This is a genomic window from Paenibacillus violae (genome assembly GCF_032461945.1).
GTDB classification, from domain to species: domain Bacteria; phylum Bacillota; class Bacilli; order Paenibacillales; family NBRC-103111; genus Paenibacillus_E; species Paenibacillus_E violae.
The window spans coordinates 744,135-763,496 of record NZ_JAWCUD010000002.1 but is presented as its reverse complement, the minus strand read 5'-3'; the positions used below and the strand labels follow the sequence as shown (position 1 = coordinate 763,496).

At 46.8% G+C, this 19,362-nt stretch carries 19 protein-coding genes; 12 read left to right on the top strand and 7 right to left on the bottom strand.

Annotation, left to right across the window (positions count from 1 at the left end; genetic code table 11):
• Positions 1-44: 44 nt before the first annotated feature.
• Positions 45-464: a DUF1885 family protein gene (locus RQP52_RS10565; RefSeq protein WP_315951325.1), complete on the bottom strand. Its 420-nt coding sequence runs from the start codon at positions 462-464 to the stop codon at positions 45-47.
• An 85-nt stretch (positions 465-549) separates the two neighbouring features.
• Positions 550-2,019 carry an aminotransferase class I/II-fold pyridoxal phosphate-dependent enzyme gene (locus RQP52_RS10560; protein WP_315951324.1) on the bottom strand — a complete coding sequence of 490 codons (1,470 nt, stop codon included), beginning with the start codon at positions 2,017-2,019 and terminating at the stop codon, positions 550-552.
• A 170-nt stretch (positions 2,020-2,189) separates the two neighbouring features.
• Between RQP52_RS10560 and RQP52_RS10555 the strand changes: the two genes are divergently transcribed.
• Both RQP52_RS10555 and RQP52_RS10550 read left to right on the top strand, forming a co-directional pair.
• On the top strand, positions 2,190-3,440 hold the full coding sequence (locus RQP52_RS10555) for an MFS transporter (RefSeq protein WP_315951323.1): 1,251 nt from the start codon (positions 2,190-2,192) through the stop codon (positions 3,438-3,440).
• A 34-nt stretch (positions 3,441-3,474) separates the two neighbouring features.
• Positions 3,475-4,647, top strand: a complete 1,173-nt coding sequence (locus RQP52_RS10550; protein WP_157321459.1) for an MFS transporter — start codon at positions 3,475-3,477, stop codon at positions 4,645-4,647.
• 589 nt (positions 4,648-5,236) lie between these two features.
• Here RQP52_RS10550 and RQP52_RS10545 read toward each other — a convergent pair.
• Together RQP52_RS10545 and RQP52_RS10540 are read right to left on the bottom strand one after the other, a co-directional pair.
• Entirely contained in the window at positions 5,237-5,926 is a 690-nt protein-coding gene (locus RQP52_RS10545) for a hypothetical protein (protein ID WP_315951322.1), read from the bottom strand.
• A gap of 113 nt (positions 5,927-6,039) precedes the next feature.
• Positions 6,040-6,672 (bottom strand): YktB family protein, encoded by a 633-nt coding sequence (locus RQP52_RS10540; RefSeq protein WP_315951321.1) that lies wholly within the window; start codon positions 6,670-6,672, stop codon positions 6,040-6,042.
• Between the two features lie 189 nt (positions 6,673-6,861).
• On the opposite strand from RQP52_RS10540, the gene RQP52_RS10535 reads away from it, so the two are divergent.
• Positions 6,862-7,719, top strand: coding sequence for a stalk domain-containing protein (locus RQP52_RS10535; RefSeq protein ID WP_315951319.1), 858 nt, complete (start codon positions 6,862-6,864; stop codon positions 7,717-7,719).
• Between the two features lie 5 nt (positions 7,720-7,724).
• Here RQP52_RS10535 and RQP52_RS10530 read toward each other — a convergent pair whose 3' ends face one another.
• Both RQP52_RS10530 and RQP52_RS10525 read right to left on the bottom strand, forming a co-directional pair.
• The gene (locus RQP52_RS10530; protein ID WP_315951318.1) at positions 7,725-8,387 is read right to left on the bottom strand and encodes a response regulator transcription factor; all 663 of its coding nucleotides are present in this window, start codon (positions 8,385-8,387) and stop codon (positions 7,725-7,727) included.
• Positions 8,388-8,428: 41 nt separating this feature from the next.
• The gene (locus RQP52_RS10525) at positions 8,429-9,550 is read right to left on the bottom strand and encodes a sensor histidine kinase (RefSeq protein WP_315951317.1); all 1,122 of its coding nucleotides are present in this window, start codon (positions 9,548-9,550) and stop codon (positions 8,429-8,431) included.
• A 183-nt stretch (positions 9,551-9,733) separates the two neighbouring features.
• Here RQP52_RS10525 and RQP52_RS10520 point away from each other — a divergent pair, with 183 nt between their 5' ends.
• From RQP52_RS10520 to RQP52_RS10510, 3 genes are read left to right on the top strand one after another with little or no spacing between them, the layout of a single operon-like run.
• The gene (locus RQP52_RS10520; protein WP_315951316.1) at positions 9,734-10,669 is read left to right on the top strand and encodes an ABC transporter ATP-binding protein; all 936 of its coding nucleotides are present in this window, start codon (positions 9,734-9,736) and stop codon (positions 10,667-10,669) included.
• A gap of 12 nt (positions 10,670-10,681) precedes the next feature.
• The gene (locus RQP52_RS10515; protein WP_315951315.1) at positions 10,682-11,863 is read left to right on the top strand and encodes an ABC transporter permease; all 1,182 of its coding nucleotides are present in this window, start codon (positions 10,682-10,684) and stop codon (positions 11,861-11,863) included.
• A complete protein-coding gene (locus tag RQP52_RS10510; protein ID WP_315951314.1) occupies positions 11,856-13,010 on the top strand; it encodes an ABC transporter permease in 1,155 nt (384 codons plus the stop codon). Before RQP52_RS10515 ends, RQP52_RS10510 begins: the two co-directional genes overlap by 8 nt.
• An 84-nt stretch (positions 13,011-13,094) precedes the next feature.
• On the opposite strand, the gene RQP52_RS10505 is transcribed toward RQP52_RS10510, so the two are convergent.
• Positions 13,095-13,190, bottom strand: coding sequence for a YjcZ family sporulation protein (locus RQP52_RS10505; RefSeq protein WP_315951313.1), 96 nt, complete (start codon positions 13,188-13,190; stop codon positions 13,095-13,097).
• Between the two features lie 227 nt (positions 13,191-13,417).
• Between RQP52_RS10505 and RQP52_RS10500 the strand changes: the two genes are divergently transcribed.
• The 6 genes from RQP52_RS10500 (at position 13,418) to RQP52_RS10475 (ending at position 19,353) form a co-directional block, all read left to right on the top strand.
• Positions 13,418-13,654 (top strand): DUF6953 family protein, encoded by a 237-nt coding sequence (locus RQP52_RS10500; RefSeq protein WP_127452406.1) that lies wholly within the window; start codon positions 13,418-13,420, stop codon positions 13,652-13,654.
• Between the two features lie 216 nt (positions 13,655-13,870).
• Positions 13,871-14,467 carry a hypothetical protein gene (locus tag RQP52_RS10495; protein ID WP_127452115.1) on the top strand — a complete coding sequence of 199 codons (597 nt, stop codon included), beginning with the start codon at positions 13,871-13,873 and terminating at the stop codon, positions 14,465-14,467.
• Positions 14,468-14,682: 215 nt separating this feature from the next.
• A complete protein-coding gene (locus tag RQP52_RS10490) occupies positions 14,683-15,687 on the top strand; it encodes a LacI family DNA-binding transcriptional regulator (protein WP_315951312.1) in 1,005 nt (334 codons plus the stop codon).
• A gap of 18 nt (positions 15,688-15,705) precedes the next feature.
• Positions 15,706-16,977 (top strand): nickel pincer cofactor-dependent isomerase, group 22, encoded by a 1,272-nt coding sequence (locus RQP52_RS10485; protein WP_315951311.1) that lies wholly within the window; start codon positions 15,706-15,708, stop codon positions 16,975-16,977.
• Positions 16,974-18,545, top strand: a complete 1,572-nt coding sequence (gene gntK, locus RQP52_RS10480; protein ID WP_315951310.1) for a gluconokinase — start codon at positions 16,974-16,976, stop codon at positions 18,543-18,545. The genes RQP52_RS10485 and gntK overlap by 4 nt, the downstream gene beginning before the upstream one ends.
• 40 nt (positions 18,546-18,585) lie before the next feature.
• Positions 18,586-19,353: an SDR family oxidoreductase gene (locus tag RQP52_RS10475; protein ID WP_127452123.1), complete on the top strand. Its 768-nt coding sequence runs from the start codon at positions 18,586-18,588 to the stop codon at positions 19,351-19,353.
• Positions 19,354-19,362 lie beyond the last annotated feature (9 nt).

Below are 19,362 nucleotides of genomic sequence, written 5' to 3'. Positions count from 1 at the left end.
TGGTTTGAATTAACCATTTGGGACAGCCCCGTTCGTGTAAAATGTCATTTTCGAGGATTGAAGTACATGATTCTGCCATTAAATAGATGAAGTTCAGCTTTCAACAGTTTGCCAAGGTATTTGCAGAACTCATTGCCTTTGCTCTTGTCGCCATGTGTGGCGTCGTCAGGCAATACGACTTGAACATAATGCCGGTCTTCCTCTTGAACCCTCTCGCTGCCGACACCAATCACGATATATTTGTATAAAGGATTGATACCTTTCAGATAGAACCATTTGCCTTCGCCTTCCGGCTTCGTCTCAATGGTATAAGGGAATCCGGCCTCGTCATATTCCCAGCCAAGCTGCTTGGCTGTTAGACTGAGCTGCTCACGGTAATGCAAAAGCCTGTCCTTGAGTTCATCCAAGGTGAGTGCGGGTACTTGGGAGCCTGTTACGAATTTAATATAAGCGCTTTGAGCCATTCCTTGTTCACCTCATTCGCTAAACATCACCAACATCATAGCATCATGTAAACGGTTTTACAATAACTTCCTGTCAGTTCAAAGCCTAGAATATCGCCTGTGTCTCAACGATAACTTTGACATTTTGAACGCTGCGGTCCTCAGGGCCCTTGACAGGAAGTCCAACCTCAACATGCTCGACGATGTAATCAATAAGCTCTTGTGTGATGACTTCACCTGGAAGCAAAATCGGAATGCCCGGTGGATAAACATAGATGAACTCAGCGATAATTCGGTCGGCGGAATCTTTGAACGGCAGAATTTCGGTTTCGCCATAGAAAGCATCTCGAGGTGTCAACGTTAATTGAGGAATAGCAGGAACTTTAATGACAACCTCTTTGACCTCAACAACATCGTCATTCATATGCGAGAGTTTGCGCAGAGCTTCTAGTAGAATCTCAATGTTTTCTGGCGTATCACCCGGCGTAATGAGGCAGAGAATGTTGTACATATCGCTCATTTCGACTTCGATGTTGTAGTGCTCGCGCAGCCAGTTCTCGACTTCGAAGCCTGTGACGCCGAGCTTTCGCACGTGGACACATATTTTCGTCGGATCATAAGTGAAAGTCGCTTCTTCGCCTAGAATTTCTTCCCCGAAACAGTAAAGGTTCTCGATTTCATTAATTTGCTTTCTTGCATACTGAGCAAGGGCGATTGTACGTTCCGCCATTTCATATCCGTTCAAAGCCAAGTGCCTGCGGGCTGTATCCAGCGAAGCTAGCAAGATATAGGACGTAGAAGTCGTCGTAAGCATAGAGATAATCGTTTGAATCCGCTTCGGATTTACGCGATTTCCTTTTACGTTCAAGACGGAGCTTTGCGTCATGGACCCGCCTAGCTTATGAACGCTAGTCGCTGCCATATCGGCGCCTGCTTCCATAGCGGACATCGGCAGTTTATCATGGAAGTGAATGAGCACGCCATGCGCTTCATCAACAAGGACAGGCATGTTATAGCTGTGTACCAGATCAACGATCTCTTTTAAATTCGTGCATACACCATAGTAAGTCGGGTTGATGACCAAGACGGCTTTGGCATCGGGATGCTTCTCGAGCGCTCTACGGACCGAACGAGTCGGAATGCCGTGGTCGATTCCTAAGTTTTTGTCACGAGCTGGTTGGATAAACACCGGCTTAGCGCCTACGAATATAATCGCGGCAAGAACGGATTTATGTACGTTTCGCGGGACGATAATTTTATCGCCTTCGGAGCATACTGTCATGATCATCGTCATGATGGCTCCACTTGTCCCTTGGACGGAGAAAAACGTATGGTCGGCGCCATAGGCGTCCGCAGCCAGCTTCTGGGCTTCCTCAATGACACCCATCGGTTGATGGAGATCATCCAGCGGTGCTATATTGATGAGGTCGATGGACAGGGCGTTGTCTCCAATAAAGGAACGAAACTCCGGGTCCATGCCGACTCCTTTTTTGTGGCCAGGAATGTGAAATTGAATCGGATTTCTTTCAGCATGCTTGAGCAATGCATTGAACAGGGGGGTACGGGTATGATCCACCTGATTATCGCTTCCCTTCTATCGTGGATTGCTTGTCGAAAGTTGCAACAAACAAAATGAGTATATCAAACTAGAGATTTCATGCAAGCTAATTTTTTGAAAATAGTTTGTGCAAATTGGGGAAAAACTAACAACACTTGTTAAAATACGGCCAAATAAGGAGAAATCCCATGATTTTGATGCAAAAATGGCGGAAAAACCAACTGTTTTCCCCATTTGTGATCGAATTGTTAATTATTATGTTTATCGTCGAATTTGTGAAGGGTGCCCTGCTCATTACCATATTACCGGTATATATGAAAACAGGGCTTGGCGCATCCGCGTTTATCATCGGTTGGACGCTCGCGGCCCAATATATCGGCGATAATGTGCTGCGCACCCCGGTTGGCTGGATCATTGATAAGCTCGGTTACCGTACGACCATGCTCACAGGTGTGCTCTTGACCTTTATTTCCGTAATCCTGATGGCGACGACGTCCCAATATATATGGATGATAGTCGGCTGTGCGCTGCTTGGCTTTGGTACAGCCCCGCTGTGGCCCTGCGTTATTACAGGTACGACGGAAGTGGCGGGAGAGGATGGCAAAGCGACGATTATGAGCGTCGTTTACATGGCATGGCTATCAGGTGTTGGACTGGGTCCGGTGGCGATCAACTTTTTTGTAGGCGAAAATCGTTACACCATGGCATTTCGTTTATTAATTGGCTGCATGACGGTTGTAGTGCTGGTAGCGCTAATGCTGCCCAGGAAAAGTTCAACAGCGGATGTGGCAGTGGAGAAGGCCTTGACGCACGCTAAAATTCAGAAAGCACCGCTTGCTCAGCGGATTTCAGTCTATCTGAGTGAAGTAAGGCGATCGATGTCTGTTAGTCCGCTGATGTTTCCCGCGATGTTCGCGCAGACGTTTGCTCTCGGTATATTGACACCGATTTTGACCCTGTATGCCAAAGAGGTGCTAAAGCTTTCTTCCTTCGAATACAGCATGTTTTTGATTGCTGGAGGAGCCGTTACGGTCATTTGTTTAGTCCCGATGGGGAAATGGGTGGATCGCCGAGGCATACGTCCGTTTTTGATAGCGGGTTTTACGATAAGCGCCGCAGCTCTGCTGCTGTTTACATATGCCAAGTCTATGACCATACTGTATGTATTGGTAGCCCTGCTTGGAATCGGTTATGCGTTTATCATACCTTCCTGGAATGCATTGATTGCTTCGGCCATCCCGCCTGAGAAAAGAGGGGCTGTATGGGGGTTTTTCCTGACAATTGAAGGGCTCGGTATGATCGTCGGCCCGATTGTTTCCGGGAAGCTTTGGGATGTATATGGCTATCATGCGCCTTTCTTGATGAGCGGTTCAGTCCTCGTACTGTTACTTGTTCTTCAAATGTTCATTTCCATCCCCAAAAAAGGTATGGTACGATAAGGAAAAATGTTTGGTTTGGAGGCTCATAAGCATCATGAATAAACAGATTGGAATCATCATGTTGTTGTTGATGACCATTTTCGTAGGGTTTGGCATTATCATTCCCATCCTGCCGGAAGTTGTCAAAGGAGCCGGCTCTGAGTATCATAACGCGTTGTTGCTATCGGTCTACTCTGCGGCTTCCTTTCTGATGTCTCCGATATGGGGCGCGGTGTCGGACCGCATTGGACGCAGACCTATCATCTTGATTGGCTTGCTAGGTTTTAGTATCAGCTTTTTGATTTTCGGATTTGCAAATGGGCATCTGTGGGTTATGTACGTGTCACGTATCTTGGGGGGCTTATTCTCAGGCGCTGCCACAGCATGCGCTGTTGCTTACGTGGCGGACATTACAACGGCCGAGAATCGGACGAAAGGCATGGGAATGGTGGGCATGTCAATCGGCTTAGGTTTTATCTTCGGACCGGCACTTGGAGGTATTTTAAGCCGCTGGGGGACTTATGTGCCTTTCTTCGCAGCTTCCATCCTGGCGTTTGCCTCGTTCCTGTTTGCTTTTGCGATCCTTTCGGAATCGCTGCCGGCAAATAAGCGATCTTCGGTGAAGGAGAAAGCTCCTTCCCGATGGACCGCATTCTCCGGAGCTTCCAAGTATCTGTATGTGTTATCCTTTTTCGTTTCGTTTACACTAGCAGGCTTAGAAGCGACACTTCAGTATTATCAAATGGACAAGATCGGCGCAACGCCATTTGATATCGGCATGATGTTCCTTGCCAGCGGCATCGTCGGCGCGTTGATTCAAGGCGGTGTCGTTCGCCGCCTGGTCAAGCAGGGTGCCGAGCAGAAGGTGATCGGCATCGGCTTATTGCTCTCAGCAGCTGGCTTCTTCCTGCTGCTGTACTCCAGCAGCGTAGTCACCGCTGCGATTTACTTGTCCGTATTCGGCGCAGGGAACGCGCTCATACGCCCTTGTGTGACGTCGCTGATTACACAGCGTACGAAAGTCGGTCAAGGCGTCGCGACGGGCCTCAGCTCCTCCATGGACAGCCTGGGCCGCATCGCCGGCCCGCTGCTTGGCGGAGCTGTGTTCGCCATCGCGCATTCCTTGCCGTTTATTATCGGCGGCGTGCTTTGCTTGGCGGCGATTCTGCTGCTGCAGCGCTTCGTGCTGGTTGACCGCCAGACGCGCGTCCAACAGCAAACGGCGTAGAACAAATTAAAAGCTGTACACTAGCTTATCTCGGTAGAGAGGGCGGGTGTGCAGCTTTTTTGATGCTTGAGAGAGGGTGGGGACTACAGTCCGCTATTTCACTGAAAAGAAATAATTTCCCATGAAAAGGGAACTCTAGTCCTTTATTTTGGCGATTTTCATCTGAAAATCGCACCATGTAGGACAAATAAGAGCCTGTAGTTCCCCATAGCCCATAGCGCCGTTCCCTCTACAATTTTGGCAGATTAGCGCCCAGCAGTTCCCTTTGCGGATGAAAAATTCTGCCTTGAGCATTACGTAGCGATAAACCGTACATCCAGAGGTGCTCCCATCCAACGCCGCGAAGCATCTATATTACTCAGCGCATCAGCGCCGCATTTCAGGGCATGGGGACCCGATCGAACACTGGGACACAAAGACCATCGTATTCAAACAAAAAGGCCTGAGAAGAGCACTTGGAGGACGTCAAAGAGTTATATAATTGAATGATTTGGAATCCGTTTTTGCGCAACGGAAAAATTGAATCCGACAATAAATAAGACTGCTCCAATGCCATCAAAGATGACAGTGAGCAGTCTTTCTTATTTACTTATTCCTTCGCTTTCATGTCTTTTTTGTGATCAACCCATTTCTCAATCGAAGGGGTGAGCTGATCTTTAATGGACGCGACGAGCTTGTCCTTGGAAATGCCTTTGGACTGAGCGATTTCGGCGAGCGACTTGCCAGAGCGGAGCTGGGCATGCAGTTCATCTTTGCTCAGTCCGAGCGTTTTGGCGAGCTTTTCCGTGTCGGGCTTCAATCCGAAGCGGTGCCACTTGCTTCTGCCATGGCTGTCCAACAGGTTCTTCTCGTTGAGGATGAACTTCAAATGCTCGCCAAGTTTTTGCTTCATATGCTCGCCTTGGTCGGCAGTAAGCTTGCCATCCTTCACGGCAACTTCGATCTTCCCGGTACGGAGCTGCTCGAGTTTTGCCGTTAGGTCGGCTTCGCTGATTCCTTTGTCAGCGGCTGCCTCCACGATGCTTTTGCCGCTCTTGAGCGATTTCACGAGCACTTCTTTGTCAACGCCAATGACATGAGCGGCTTCCTCGATAATCGGCCATTTGCGGTCATGGCGCCCGTGCCCTTTCTCATCAGCTTGCTGCAGAGAGACGATTTCCTGCTGGTTCTCGGAAGGAGCTTGCGCCGAAGCAGAAAGTGAAGGGAGCATAGCTGCTCCCAAGACGAACGAGAGAGCCATCGTGCTCACCAGAAGCTTTTTTCTATAATGCTGATTCATGTGTGTACGCCTCCTTTCCCAAATAATAGGAATTACAGAACATAGTCTGTGCAGGAGGGATTAATTTTAGTTTAAAATAACCTTAGTTTTACATAAAAATTCCAAAATTCGAGTTATTTCGCGTCAACCGCGAGTTGATATAAGGGAACCAACTTTTCGAACGTGTCTTTAATCAGGGATTCAAGTTCGTCAGGTTTGGTCAGCACAGGATCTTGGAAATGAAGGTTTTTCCCGATCAGCAGCTCAACTTTTTTGACATCGCGGAATCTGATCAAAGCATCATTCCAAGCGCTGCGGTCCAGTTCAGCAAGCGGTGTGACATCCTTTTTCATATGATCGAAGGACAGGACGAAATCGGCGGGAATTTCCTTTTGGATGCGATCGATCTGATTCATATACGCGGTAGCGATGTTGCTTTTATTGGGCAGCTCATAAATGAGTGCCAGCCAGATAAATACGCGGTCATCAAACAGGCCGACCTGGAAATGAGGAACTTGCTTGTAGCCTCTTTTGTTTGGGCAGACCGCCATCCAGGTGTCCACAGGCGGGTTAATTTTGCGTCTTAGATGCTTGGCAATATGTAAGAACATTTCGGTTCCGGTCAAAAGCGAGAGATCCTGCGCCAAAGAATCGCCTAACGCTTTAAATTTAGGTTGAATGCGCTCGCGAATGGCTTCCATCCGTCCATCCAGACCTTCTATGGCAAATGTATCAAAATCATGTTGTGTAAATCCAGTAAAGCTCATCGTCAGGATCCTCATTTCACTTGCGTTTTTCAATTATTTTAAATTAAATGAGTGCGCTCTGCAATGTTTTACGAGTTTCGTAGAATGCAAGCAGGAAAAAGGTCCCAATTTGTCTAAAAAAGCAGGAAAATATAGGAGTTTGCCGAAATATGTGGAATAATCTATGGCTAAAGACAGGAGAATTCGGATATGAGAATGAAGAAATGGTCTGCAATCGCTCTTTTGGGCTCTTTGATGGGAACATGCTTTACGGCAGGCGTCTATGCGCAAGATGTGCTGCAACGTGTTGACGCGTATTTAAGAAATGATTTCAAAATCGTTGTGAACGGGCAGCAGGTGACGCTTGCGAACCCGCCGTTAATTTATAACAATAGCAGCTACTTGCCAGTGAAAGAGTTGGGAAATTATTTGGGGGCAGTCGTTAATTGGCAGGAGAGTTCCAAAACGATCTATATTAACCCGCGTATTAATCCCGGACAACCCACAGAGGGGAATAATATCAATTACACAGAGATAGTGTTCCAATACCCTTATGTGCAGTACTTCGATTATCGAGGTGCCACTTATCCGATCCTCACGAACACGACAGAGATGACGTACTATCGATTAAAGGATGTGGAGCGAATGGGTGTGCCTACAGTCGGATTGCGCAAAGCGAAGGAGAAATATTCAGAAGAGATCTATGTCGGAGAGGATGAATTGAAGAAGGTTTGGGGGAGCGAGCCTCCGCAATCATCGTATATGTATAATGAAGGTGTTACTGTCACAGGTGAGAATGACCCTATTAAAATTAAAGCACTCAAAGACTATGTGGAGAGCTTCCGATATTATGAAATTGATAAGATACCGTACATGTCGAGCCCGATTATTATTGATGCACTGCCTGAACTCAATACATACAGCTATTTACTTGTCGAGAACGGTCATTACTTCCGCACGACACTCAGGCTGACGCAGAGCAATAATACGAACAGCAACAATCAGCCCGAATATGTGGTGGGGAGTTCCTCCAAAGAGAATATCGAGGTTGTAAAAGTAAATAAATAGCTACACTAACTGATGACTCCGGATTGTTTTTTTAAATAGAAGATGGCAATTTGCGTGCGATCGCGGAGATTCAGCTTGCTGAGAATTTCAGTTATATAATTTTTGACCGTACCTTCGCTCAGGAACAGCTCCTGGGCGATTTCTTTGTTCGATAAGCCTTCCGATATTTTCTCAACCACGGCTTGTTCACTGGCAGTTAACCCGTATTCTCGGAGCATGGCAGGCAGAGGTGCGCTTGGTGCGGGAGCTGGGCTGATGAAGGTAGCTAATTTCTTGGCAATGTCAGGATGAATAAGCAAATTGCCTTGCTCAACCGTTTTGATTCCTTGAATGATACGGTCCGGAGAAATATTCTTAAGCAAATAACCGCTAGCCCCATTGCGTAGCGCCTGAACGATAAATTCATCGTCGTCAAATGTTGTTAGAATCAGAATGGAAATCGCGGGATATGCTTGTTTAATTTTCAACGTGCCTTCCACGCCATCGCAGATGGGCATTCTAATGTCCATAAGGACTACATCGACCTGAACACCGCTCTGAATAAAAGCCAAAGCTTCATCGCCATGATTGCACGTACCGACAACCGTAATGTCTTGGTCAAGTCCAATAATCAATTGCAAGCTTTCTCGAATAAACGGATCATCGTCAGTAATAAGAACATGTATCATCGTTGTTTCAATCCTTTCTTTCTTCATTTGCATTAGTGCGTTTAACGAAAAGTGGGCAAGACCGTTGTCACGGTAAAAGCGGAGTCCATGGCTACAAAAAGCTGACCGCCTATGAGCTTGCTGCGCTCTTCCATGCCTGTCATTCCAAGACCTTTCACGGTTTGAGCGGCAGGGAGTCGACCGTTATTCGAAACGCTCATTGTGATTTGCTTGGTTTCATAGATTAATTGAATTTGAACGGATGTTGCTCCGCCGTGGCGAATTGCATTCGTGATGGCTTCTTGGGCATTGCGGTATAGAATGAAGGCGAGACTTGGATACAGGACATAAGGCATTCCCTGAATATCAACTTCAATCGCAATACTTTTGTCCTTGGTCAATCCTTCAATAAGCCGATTAAGCGTGAACGACTGCATGGAATCGTCATCCGGTTTCAGCTTGCGCACCGTTGATCGAAGCAGCTCCATACTTTCAGTCAATTGGTCCCTGACGGAAGTTAACATCTCCATGCCTTTGTCCATTTGAGTTGGCAAAATCCGCAGGCCGGCTTCCATCATCATTTTGAGACGAATTAATTGATGTCCCAAATCATCGTGAATATCCCGGGAAATCCGGTTCCGTTCATCCAGCTGGGCTATATTTTCAACCTGTCTGGCATAGTCCAATAACTGCATGCGTGCCTCATCCAGCTCATAATGCTGCCGCCGCAGCTGATCATAGAGCAGTTCGATATCCACTTTGTTTTGTTCCACCCGGTTCATATGCAGCAATAGGAGCACCAGGATAAAAAAGAGGAAATTGGCCAGCACATAATAATTGCTCGATTGGCCTTGTAAACTCAGATTTAAGGCGATCAATTGAATACCTAAGAAAGAAAATCGGAGATGACGATGAAAGGCATGCAGATAAGTGAGCAATGTGGAGTAAAAGATCATGAATAATAAGCCGTCAAACGTATAGCTTAGCCATCCGCTGAATGCGATTTCGATCAGAAGCATCCAGACAGCTCTCTTGAAAATCGTTCTTCGCAGCTCAGCGACCCAGAAGAATAGAAGAATAAAGAACACATACGTACCGTTAGACGCGTAGCTTTCGAGATACATGGAGGCAATCGCTGGAATGAGAATGAGCGTGTAGCGGGTAATAAGCAATAAAGGTAACAAACGATTCCCTTCCTTTGTAAGCGTGTAGGAAAATTATAGCATAATTGACAAGTGAGTCTACATGTTTTATAGCGTGCTTATGACTTTTGTCACCTTGTTAAATGACTTAATCTACCTGTAGATGTAATTTCCATGAGGTACAATAAGTGTAATTCAAGCCGTCGAGAAAAGGGAGAGGATCCTATGAGTTTTATTCAAATTAAAAATGCTGTGAAAAAATACAGCAATCAAATATCCGTTGATCATTTGAATTTATCCATCCAAGAAGGTGAAATTTTCGGTTTGCTGGGCCCGAATGGAGCCGGAAAAAGCACGACGATCAAAATGCTAAGCGGCTTGCTCAAAATAGATGGGGGAGAAATGCTTGTAGACGGTCTGTCCGTTGCCAAGGATCCGTTGGAGGTTAAACGACTTATCGGTCTTGTTCCGCAGGAACTTGCCATTTTCGAAACTTTAAGCGCTAGGGAAAATGTTACGTTTTTCGCCAGACTTTACGGCTTAAGAGGCCCTCTCTTACAGAGCCGTGTGAAAGAAGCTCTTGAATTCGTCGGATTATCGGATCGGGCTAACGATAAGCCGAACGCTTTTTCAGGGGGAATGAAGAGGAGATTGAATATTGCTTGCGCCATTATGCATCATCCTAAACTGATTATTATGGATGAGCCGACCGTCGGCATCGATCCCCAATCGCGGAATCACATTCTGGAGTCGGTCAAAACCTTGAACCGTATGGGCTCTACGATCATTTACACATCGCATTACATGGAAGAAGTAGCTGCAATTTCGACGCGGGTCGGCATTATGGATCACGGACATCTGATTGCATGCGGCACACAAGAGGAGCTTCGTGGCAAAGTCGCGCAGGATAACAAGATTGTGCTGCAGGTAGCACATTTATCAGAGGATGCGGTTAAGGAGCTGCGGGATCATCCCAAAATCAAGCAGGTTAACGCCCAGGAGCAAGCGCTGGAACTGCTGGTCGGTTCGTCGCAAGCCTATTTGCAAGACATTTTGTTCATTTTATCCAAACATAACGTCAAAATTCAATCGCTCGTGCAGGTAGAACCGGATCTTGAGGCATTATTCCTGTCGTTGACCGGTAGAACTTTACGGGATTAGGGGGAGAGCGCGATGTCGCTATGGATTATTGCAAAATATGAAGTTTTGCGAATGTTTCGCATGCGTTATGTCATGGCCATTCAGTTTGTAATGCCGCTCTTGCTCATCTTCATATTAGGGTCAGCGCTTTCAGGAGCTTTCAGAGTGGAGGACCGGACCATCAAGCCAGTGAAAGTGGACATTGTGCAGGGAGATACGGGTGCCTTGAAATCGAGTATCGAAGGCTTTCTGCACTCGCCCGACCTCGGGAATTTGATTCAAACCTCAACTGTTCAGACACGCGACCAAGCTGTCAAAAGACTTAAATCAGGCGCCTCTGAATTTGCGCTGATCATCCCGGCTGATTTCAGTGCTCTTGTAATGGCGGGGAAGGAAGCCGAATGGGAAATGATTTTCGGTAACGATTACGAGCAGAATTTGACAGCCGAAATGGTGCTTCGTTCCTTCTTGGATAACGTCAACCAAAGACAGGCAATCGTGATAGCGACTGGTTCTGAAGCAGCAGCTGCCATGCAGAGTCAGGGATCGTCTGAGCATGTTGCTGCCCCCGCAGCTAGCCACGTCAAGCTAGGGAATCTTGCAGCGAATAATTCCCAGTATTCTGCCATGCAATATTATGCGGCATCTATGCTGGTCATGTTTTTGTTATACTCCGGCCTGTCTACAGCAATGACATTGCAAGGCGAGAAGGATAAACATACACTTTCCCGCCTTAATGCAATGCCGATTCATGAATCTACGATTTTACTTGGCAAGGTGCTCGGAAATGCCTTTATTGCGATATGTCAGGCGGCGGTCATCGTCGGAACAACCGTTATGTTTTATCATGTTGATTGGGGAAAATCGTATGGGGTGTTGGCGCTAATCTGCTTTTTCGTTGTCGTGGCGTCTATGAGTCTCGCCGTATTAACAACTCTCATTGTGAAATCGTCCAAAGGAATCTCAACGATTTTCCAGATGGTTGTACTGACGATGTCTTTTCTAAGCGGAGGCTTTACACCTCTACCGGATGGATTTCTGCGGCAAATTGGTAATTTCACTCTGAATTACTGGGCGATGCAAAGCATGTATCGCATTATGTTAGGCAGTGAAACCTCTGTTTTAGCTCATCATTTACTGGTCTTGGGCTGCATTAGCGGTGGATTACTGTTTGCTTCTTTCATTGTTTACCGAAAGGCGGGATACCATGAATAGTTTGTTTATCGCCTATAATATGCTTCGTCGCACGCTTTTACAAAAAAGAGGTTTTCTGATGTATCTGCTCATTCCTGCGGGTGTTGTTTCCTTAATCATTGGTGTGATGGGACAGCAGCAGGAGCATCGGGTTGATATCGCTTATATCAATATGGATCACGGGCCGCTCGGCGCCCACTTGGTGCAAGAATTGAGTGGGCTGCCGGACTACAAGCTGAAGGAACAAGTTTCTGATGCGGCCTTGAAGGAGGTTGTGACGAAGCAAATTGTCGGTGGCGCGTTCGTCATCCCGGAAGGATTCAGTGAAACGTTGTTAAAGGGCTCCGCACCGCAAGTAGATATGTATCAATTAAGTGTAAGTGAAGCGACGGTTACGTTGAAAATAACCCTGGATAGCATCCTTACTGGCTATCAAGGAACTGTTGATGCCCTGCTCAAGCAAGGACTTCAGGAGAAATCGCTTCAGGACGCCGTGGAAAAAACATTGATCCAGCTGGAAAAGCACCAAGTTAAGGCGAGTGTCACGGATCTGAACTTGTATGTAAATCCGAATATGCATCTTGTCATTGGTTTTATGCTGATGTTCATGATGGGGGTTATCAATAACACGATTTCCGTCATTATGGAGGACCGGAGAATGCGGACCATGGCAAGAACCTTCACGGCTCCGGTTCGCTCCGTAGAAATTATGCTAGGCAATTTTATCGGCAGCTTTTTTGTAGGAACCTTGCAGGTGCTTGTGATCTTGATCATAACACGTTATATGGCCCTATATGATTATGGACTGCCGTTCTACTCGCAATTTGTCATGTTGGAATTTTTCTTATTAGCAAGTATGGGCATTGCCAGCGCAGTTGCAGGCTTGGTGAAAAATGCCTCTAATATGGGCATGATCAACTCTTTGATCGTTACGCCCACTTGCATGTTAGGCGGCTGTTTTTGGCCCGTTTCGCTAATGCCGGATTGGATGCAGAAAATTGCCGATTTCGTTCCCCAGAAATGGGTGATTGAAGCCATCCAACTTATGGCTGCGGGGCAAACTTTGTCCCAGATGTGGATGCACATGGGGGTGCTGGCCTTATTTGCTCTGATTCTGCTTGGTGTCGGCACGGTGATTTTGAGACCTGAGGATGCAGAGGTAGGTTAATCTAGGTTAATCCGCTCGCTAGCGGGAATATATATAAAGGGCTGCTGGCCAAATGCCAGTCAGCCCTTTTGTATTTGAAGTGGATTAGATAACGAATGCACTAGAAATAATAACTAACAAAATAAAAAGCACCAAAATTGCTGCGGCAGAATTGTAACCACCTACACCTGCATAACCCATTCAAAATCACCCTTTCGTTTATTAATTCTGTTCGTTTGTCTTACAGGGATAGCATATGGTGATCTCCCTAGGAAGGAATGGGCGAATGGATTTGTATGGGAATGATTGTGCTCCTGTACCTATTAATCGATAAATGTAAAGAAAATGTGTTACAATGGAACGATGGATTTATCTTATTGGACAAGGTTCAATTCGACATAACGAATGCAATGAAGGGGAGAAAGGGAATGGCCGTTACGGCGAACGAAGTTGCAGAATGGATGCTCGAGCAGTTGAAATCCGCAGGGATTTTGCATCAGAAAGAAGCCGTTGACTATATTATTCGCCATTATGGAGAATCCTTTATTTATGTCAACGAAAATGGCAATCAAGCGATTTCCAAAGAAGTCAAAAAAATATTTAAGAAACTTCATGGCGGCAGAGCTGCCTGGGAGCGCGACGGATTTTTCTGGGGATGGCATTAAATCGAGTACCTTTGCATAGCAAAACCAGCCTTCCATTTTTTGCTAGGCTGGCGCCGCTGTCATACAGGCATCGGCTTTTTTTGTACGTTTTTCCTTAAAAAAATGTCAATAATCCAAGTTGCTAAAACATAGAATTCATAATAAGATAAGGATAAGAAGATAAGTTGTCTGAATATTTAAATAAAATCAAACGCACCAATTATGGAGGGGATTGCCGTGAGTAAGAGTCATGAAGTGGAGTACTGCAACCTAGAGTTACGATTTGATCGCCGGCTAATCCGGAACTTCATTAAAGCACTCATTCAAGAAGGTTATTCTCTGTATTGGAACGAAAGTGAGCTGCAGTTCATCATTTCCATTCGGACAGGACGCAAGCTGATTAAGCTGAAGTTTGAACGAATTGGTGAAAAGTATAAAATCGTGGGTAATTATTCGTTCAAAGACGAGAAGCTCGCGGAAATGATGGAAAAATTGATTGGAGACACACGAGGTCATGCCGTAGTCAAAAGATTTAAGGATCGGCAAATTCTCATTGAGAATATTATGTTCGGGGAAATTATTCGCATGGTTGAAATTAGCGGCATCGAACATAAAGTGCTGTATCAGAAGGAGCCAGCCGTGACAGTAGAAGAAGTCATGCAAGCGCTGCGATCCAAGCGTACTGATGAGCGAATCCCTATTTTGCGCATGGAGCTCGATTATGAACTGGCCACCTTGCATGATGCGATCGCATCCGGGGATGCCAAAGCGATTATGGAGAGTAAAACCAAATTGCTTGAAATGCGTCAAGAAATGCTTTTATTGGAGATGTGAGAATGAATAGTGGATTTGAATAAAAAGAGAGCCTGTATTTATACATACGGACTCTCTTTTGTGTTTCTTAGGGTTTCTGAAAAAGAAGAAGCGTATATACTTGGATTTTTGCTTAAACTAGGGGTAAACCGCTCCCAAGAAAGGGAGCTTTTTTATTGAAAAGACTATTGTTAACGTGTGCATGAATGTGATATGCTTCTGATAGAGGTGAAGGAATGAGCGTAACGATTAAGGATATTGCCAAGCTTGCGGGTGTGTCCCATACGACGGTTTCCAGGGCGCTTAATAACAGTCCGCTTATTCAAGAGGAAACGAAAGAACGTATTCGCCTCATAGCCGAGCAACTGGATTATACGCCCAATTACAGTGCTAAGAGCTTAGTTCTCGATCGATCGTATAATTTGGGGCTGTTCTTTACCACACTGAGTAAAGGAACTTCAGCAGGTTTCTTCTATGAAGCCATCCGCGGCGTCAACTCGGTCATTCAGGACCGATACCAACTGATTGTCAAGGGGATTGATGACTATTCGAGCTTTCAATCCATTACCCGCAAGAGCTTTGACGGAATCATCATAGTTTCCCAAAGCGATGACGATCAGGCCATTATTGAACATATCGCAAGTAAAGGCATCCCGCTCGTCGTTCTCAATCGGCCAGTCTCTACAGCCGGAGTGTTGAATATTCTGTCTGACGAAGAGCAGGGCGCTTTCCTGGCCTGCTCCTACTTGGTTGAGCAAGGCCACAAGCGCATTGCGTTGATTGAGGGTCGCAAAGGGTTTAAATCCGCCCAAAATCGGAAGGACGGCTTCGAACGTGCCATGAAGCATTATGGCATTAGCGTACCGCCGATTTACAGAATTCCCGGCTTGTATGATCTCGAAAGCGGTCATAAGGCTATGCAGCAATTTCTTGCCTTGGAAGAGCGGCCTACCGCCGTATTTAGCTGCAATGATGAGATGGCGCTTGGTGCAATGAAAGCGATATCGGAAGCCGGCATGCAGGTGCCGACGGACATTTCCGTTGTTGGATTCGATGATACGGTGTTTGCAGCATATGTAACGCCCGCCTTAACAACCGTTCGCAGACCGATTGAACAAATTAGTAAAGAAGGCGCTGTACGGCTCCTTGGGAATATTGAAAATAAGCAGCACGAAACGGAGCAGGTGCTTTTGAAGACAGAGCTCGTCGTGCGGGAGTCCGTAAAGAAGCTGTCAACATAAAGAAAGAGGGAATAATCGATGAGCATATTAAGAGAGCTGTTAAATGATATTCCGATCCCGCAAGTGGTTAAGATTCGTCAGAAGTTCGATCGTACGATTCTGGAAAATCCAGAGCAGGAGCTTGCGGATAAGCTTGCAAGCAGCGGTGTTATGGAGACCATTCTTCCAGGTCAGCAAGTTGCTGTCGCCGTAGGAAGCAGAGGGATTGCAAACATCGCTGGATTTACCAAAACGACAATTGATGCCATTAAAGCCAAAGGTGCGTTCCCGTTCATCGTGCCTTGCATGGGCAGCCATGGCGGCGCAACGGCAGAAGGACAAACGGAAGTGCTCCTTCACTTTGGGATCACGGAAGCGACAATGGGCGCTCCGATTCGTTCCTCTATGGAAGTTGTGAAAATTGACGAGCTTCCCAACGGTCTACCGGTTTATGTGGATCGCATTGCTTCAGAAGCGGATGCTATCGTTGTCATTAATCGCGTGAAGCCGCATACGGCGTTCCGCGGACGCATTGAGAGCGGCATCATGAAGATGATCGCGATCGGGCTAGGGAAGCAAAAAGGCGCTGAAGCTTGCCATCAGCTTGGCTTTAAGTATATGGCGGAGAATGTGCCGGCCATGGCGAACCTGATGATCCAGAAGCTGCCCATCGTGTTCGGTGTAGCCCTCGTCGAGAATGCCTATGATGAGACTTGTCGTGTAGAAGTGCTTCCTGCAGCCGAGATTGAAGAGCGCGAAGAGCAGCTGTTGATTGAAGCGAAGGCGCGGCTTCCTAAGATTTTGTTCGATGAGATTGACGTGTTGGTCATTGATTATATCGGTAAAAATATTAGCGGCGACGGCATGGATCCGAACGTAACCGGCCGTTACCCGACGCCTTATGCCCACGGTGGCCCAGACGTTGCCAAAATGGTTGTTTTGGATTTGACGCCAGAAACAAAAGGCAATGCAAATGGGGTAGGAACGGCTGATTTTACGACTCAGCGCTTAGTGGATAAAACAAACCTGGAGTTCACGTATGCTAACGGACTGACATCCACGGTATGTGCCCCAACGAAGATCGCAACAACACTGGAGAATGATTTCTATGCCATCAAAGCGGCTGTGAAAACTTGCAACATCCTGGACTACACGAAGTGTAAGCTGGTTCGGATTCAAGATACGCTTCACCTTGGCGAAATTGAAATCTCCGTGAATTTGCTCGATGCAGCGCGCGTGCATCCCGATATTGAGATTTTAACTGAGCCTTATGATCTTTCATTCAACGCAGAGGGGAATATTAGCAAATGAGTGACCAATTAAGTACCCTCAAGCCCTACATCATAGCGGCTGATATTGGTACGACAAGTACGAAAACGCTCGTTATTTCACGCGAGGGGAAAGTTCTGGGGTCACACTCCATTGAATATCCCCTTTTCACGCCGACGGCTGATCGCGCTGAGCAAGATCCAGACCAAATTTTTGATGCAGTCGTGCAAGGGATCGGCGAAGTTGTTCGGAAGGTGGGCGTCAAGCCTGAGCAAGTGCTTTGCGTCTCCTTCAGTTCAGCTATGCATAGTCTGATTGCGGTTGATCAAAACACGAAGCCGCTGACCGCTTGCATCACATGGGCGGACAATCGCAGCGCGATGTATGCGGCTGAATTGAAGCGCAGCGGGTTGGGGCAGCAGATTTATTCGCGAACAGGCACACCGATCCATCCGATGTCTCCACTGCTCAAGCTGATGTGGTTCCGAGATAATGAACCTGGGCTCATGAAAGAGACATACAAGTTCATTGGTATCAAAGAATATGTCTTTGCGAAACTTTTTGGCCGTTATGTGATTGATCATTCTCTTGCCAGCGCAACAGGCTTATTCAATCTAGAGAACTTGGATTGGGACGTAGAAGCCCTGGGACAAGCTGGCGTTACGCCAGACCAGCTCTCCGAGCTAGTTCCTACAACGTATCGTGTAGAGGGCCTTAGTGCTGAATATGCTTCTGCGATGGGATTGTCCCAGGATACGCCGTTTATTGTCGGAGCTTCCGACGGCGTGTTGGCCAACCTAGGTGTTGGCGCTTTTGAGCCGGGCGTTGTCGCTGTCACCATAGGAACCAGCGGCGCGGTGCGCAGCGTAGTGACCAAGCCGCAAACGGACCCGGAAGGCAAACTGTTCTGCTATGCGCTAACAGAGAAGTTCTGGGTCGTTGGCGGACCTATCAACAATGGCGGTATTGTTTTCCGCTGGGTACGAGATCAGATCGCTACCGCGGAGGCCGAGGAGGCTCGCCGGCAAGGGATCGATCCGTATGATTATTTGACGGAGTTGGCCTCTCAAGTGAAAGCGGGCTCTGACGGGCTGTTGTTCCTGCCGCTGCTTTCAGGAGAACGCGCTCCGTACTGGAATGCGAATGCTCGCGGAGTATATTTCGGGCTTTCTCTAAGCCATGAGAAGAAGCATATGATTCGCGCGGCTCTGGAAGGCGTCATGTTTTCCATTCAAGCTGTCGCAACGTCGCTTGAGCGGATTATGGGGCCAGCGGCAGTCATTCGAGCTTCAGGCGGTTTCGCCAGATCCGAATTTTGGCGTCAGATGATGACGGACATGTTGGGTACGTCCGTTACGGTGCCGGATTCCATCGAAAGCTCTGGTATCGGGGCAGCGCTGCTTGGTTTACTGGCGATGGGCGAGATTGATGATTTGGCTCATGCACACAATTGGATTCAGGTTGGAACGGCTCATGAGGTGAATGAAAGCAATTATCGCGTATATCAACAATTGACATCTATTTATACAAGCGTATATCATCAGTTAAAAGATCAATTCGACGCGATAACCGCCTTTCAAGGACAGCACCTTCGGAGCCCTCAATCATAAATAGCTTAAGCAAGCAAAATGCTAGAGGGGATGAAGACAAATGAATTTATTCGATCTTACAGGGAAAACAGCAGTAATTATCGGCGGTAACAGTACACTTGGAGGTTCCATGGCGATTGCATTAGCCGGTCATGGCGCGAAAGTAGCGATTGTTGGACGCAACCAAGAGAAAAGCGATCAAGTTCGCCAGGAGATCGAAGCGATTGGCGGCGAAGCCCAAACTTTCCAAGCGGATGCAACGAAACGTGAAGATTTGGAGCTTGTGCTCAAGGAAGTAATCGCTTGGTCTGGCCGTGCAGACATTTTAATGAACTGTCCAGGGAAAAATAGTGCTACGCCTTTCTTTGACATTTCCATGGAAGAATGGGATTCTATTATGGAGGTAAATTTGAAAAGCGTCGTGCTAGCTTGCCAGGTGTTTGGGAAATATATGATTGATCGTGGCGAAGGCGGAAGCATTATCAATATTTCGTCTGTATCGTCTGATCCGCCTCTATCACGTGTATTCACTTACTCCGCTTCTAAAGCAGCTGTTAATAATATCACGCAGAACATGGCGCGTGAATTCGCTCCAAGCCGTGTGCGTGTGAATGCGATCATTCCTGGTTTTTTCCCAGCTGAGCAGAATCGTAAGATTTTGTCGCCTGAGCGTATCGAGTCCATTATGCGTCATACGCCAATGAACCGATTCGGTGAGGCATCTGAGCTACAGGGTGCTGCTGTGTTCCTTGCTTCTGAACAAGCTTCGAGCTTTGTTACAGGCTCTGTTTTAAGAGTGGATGGCGGTTTTGGCGCGATGACGATTTAAATATTTATA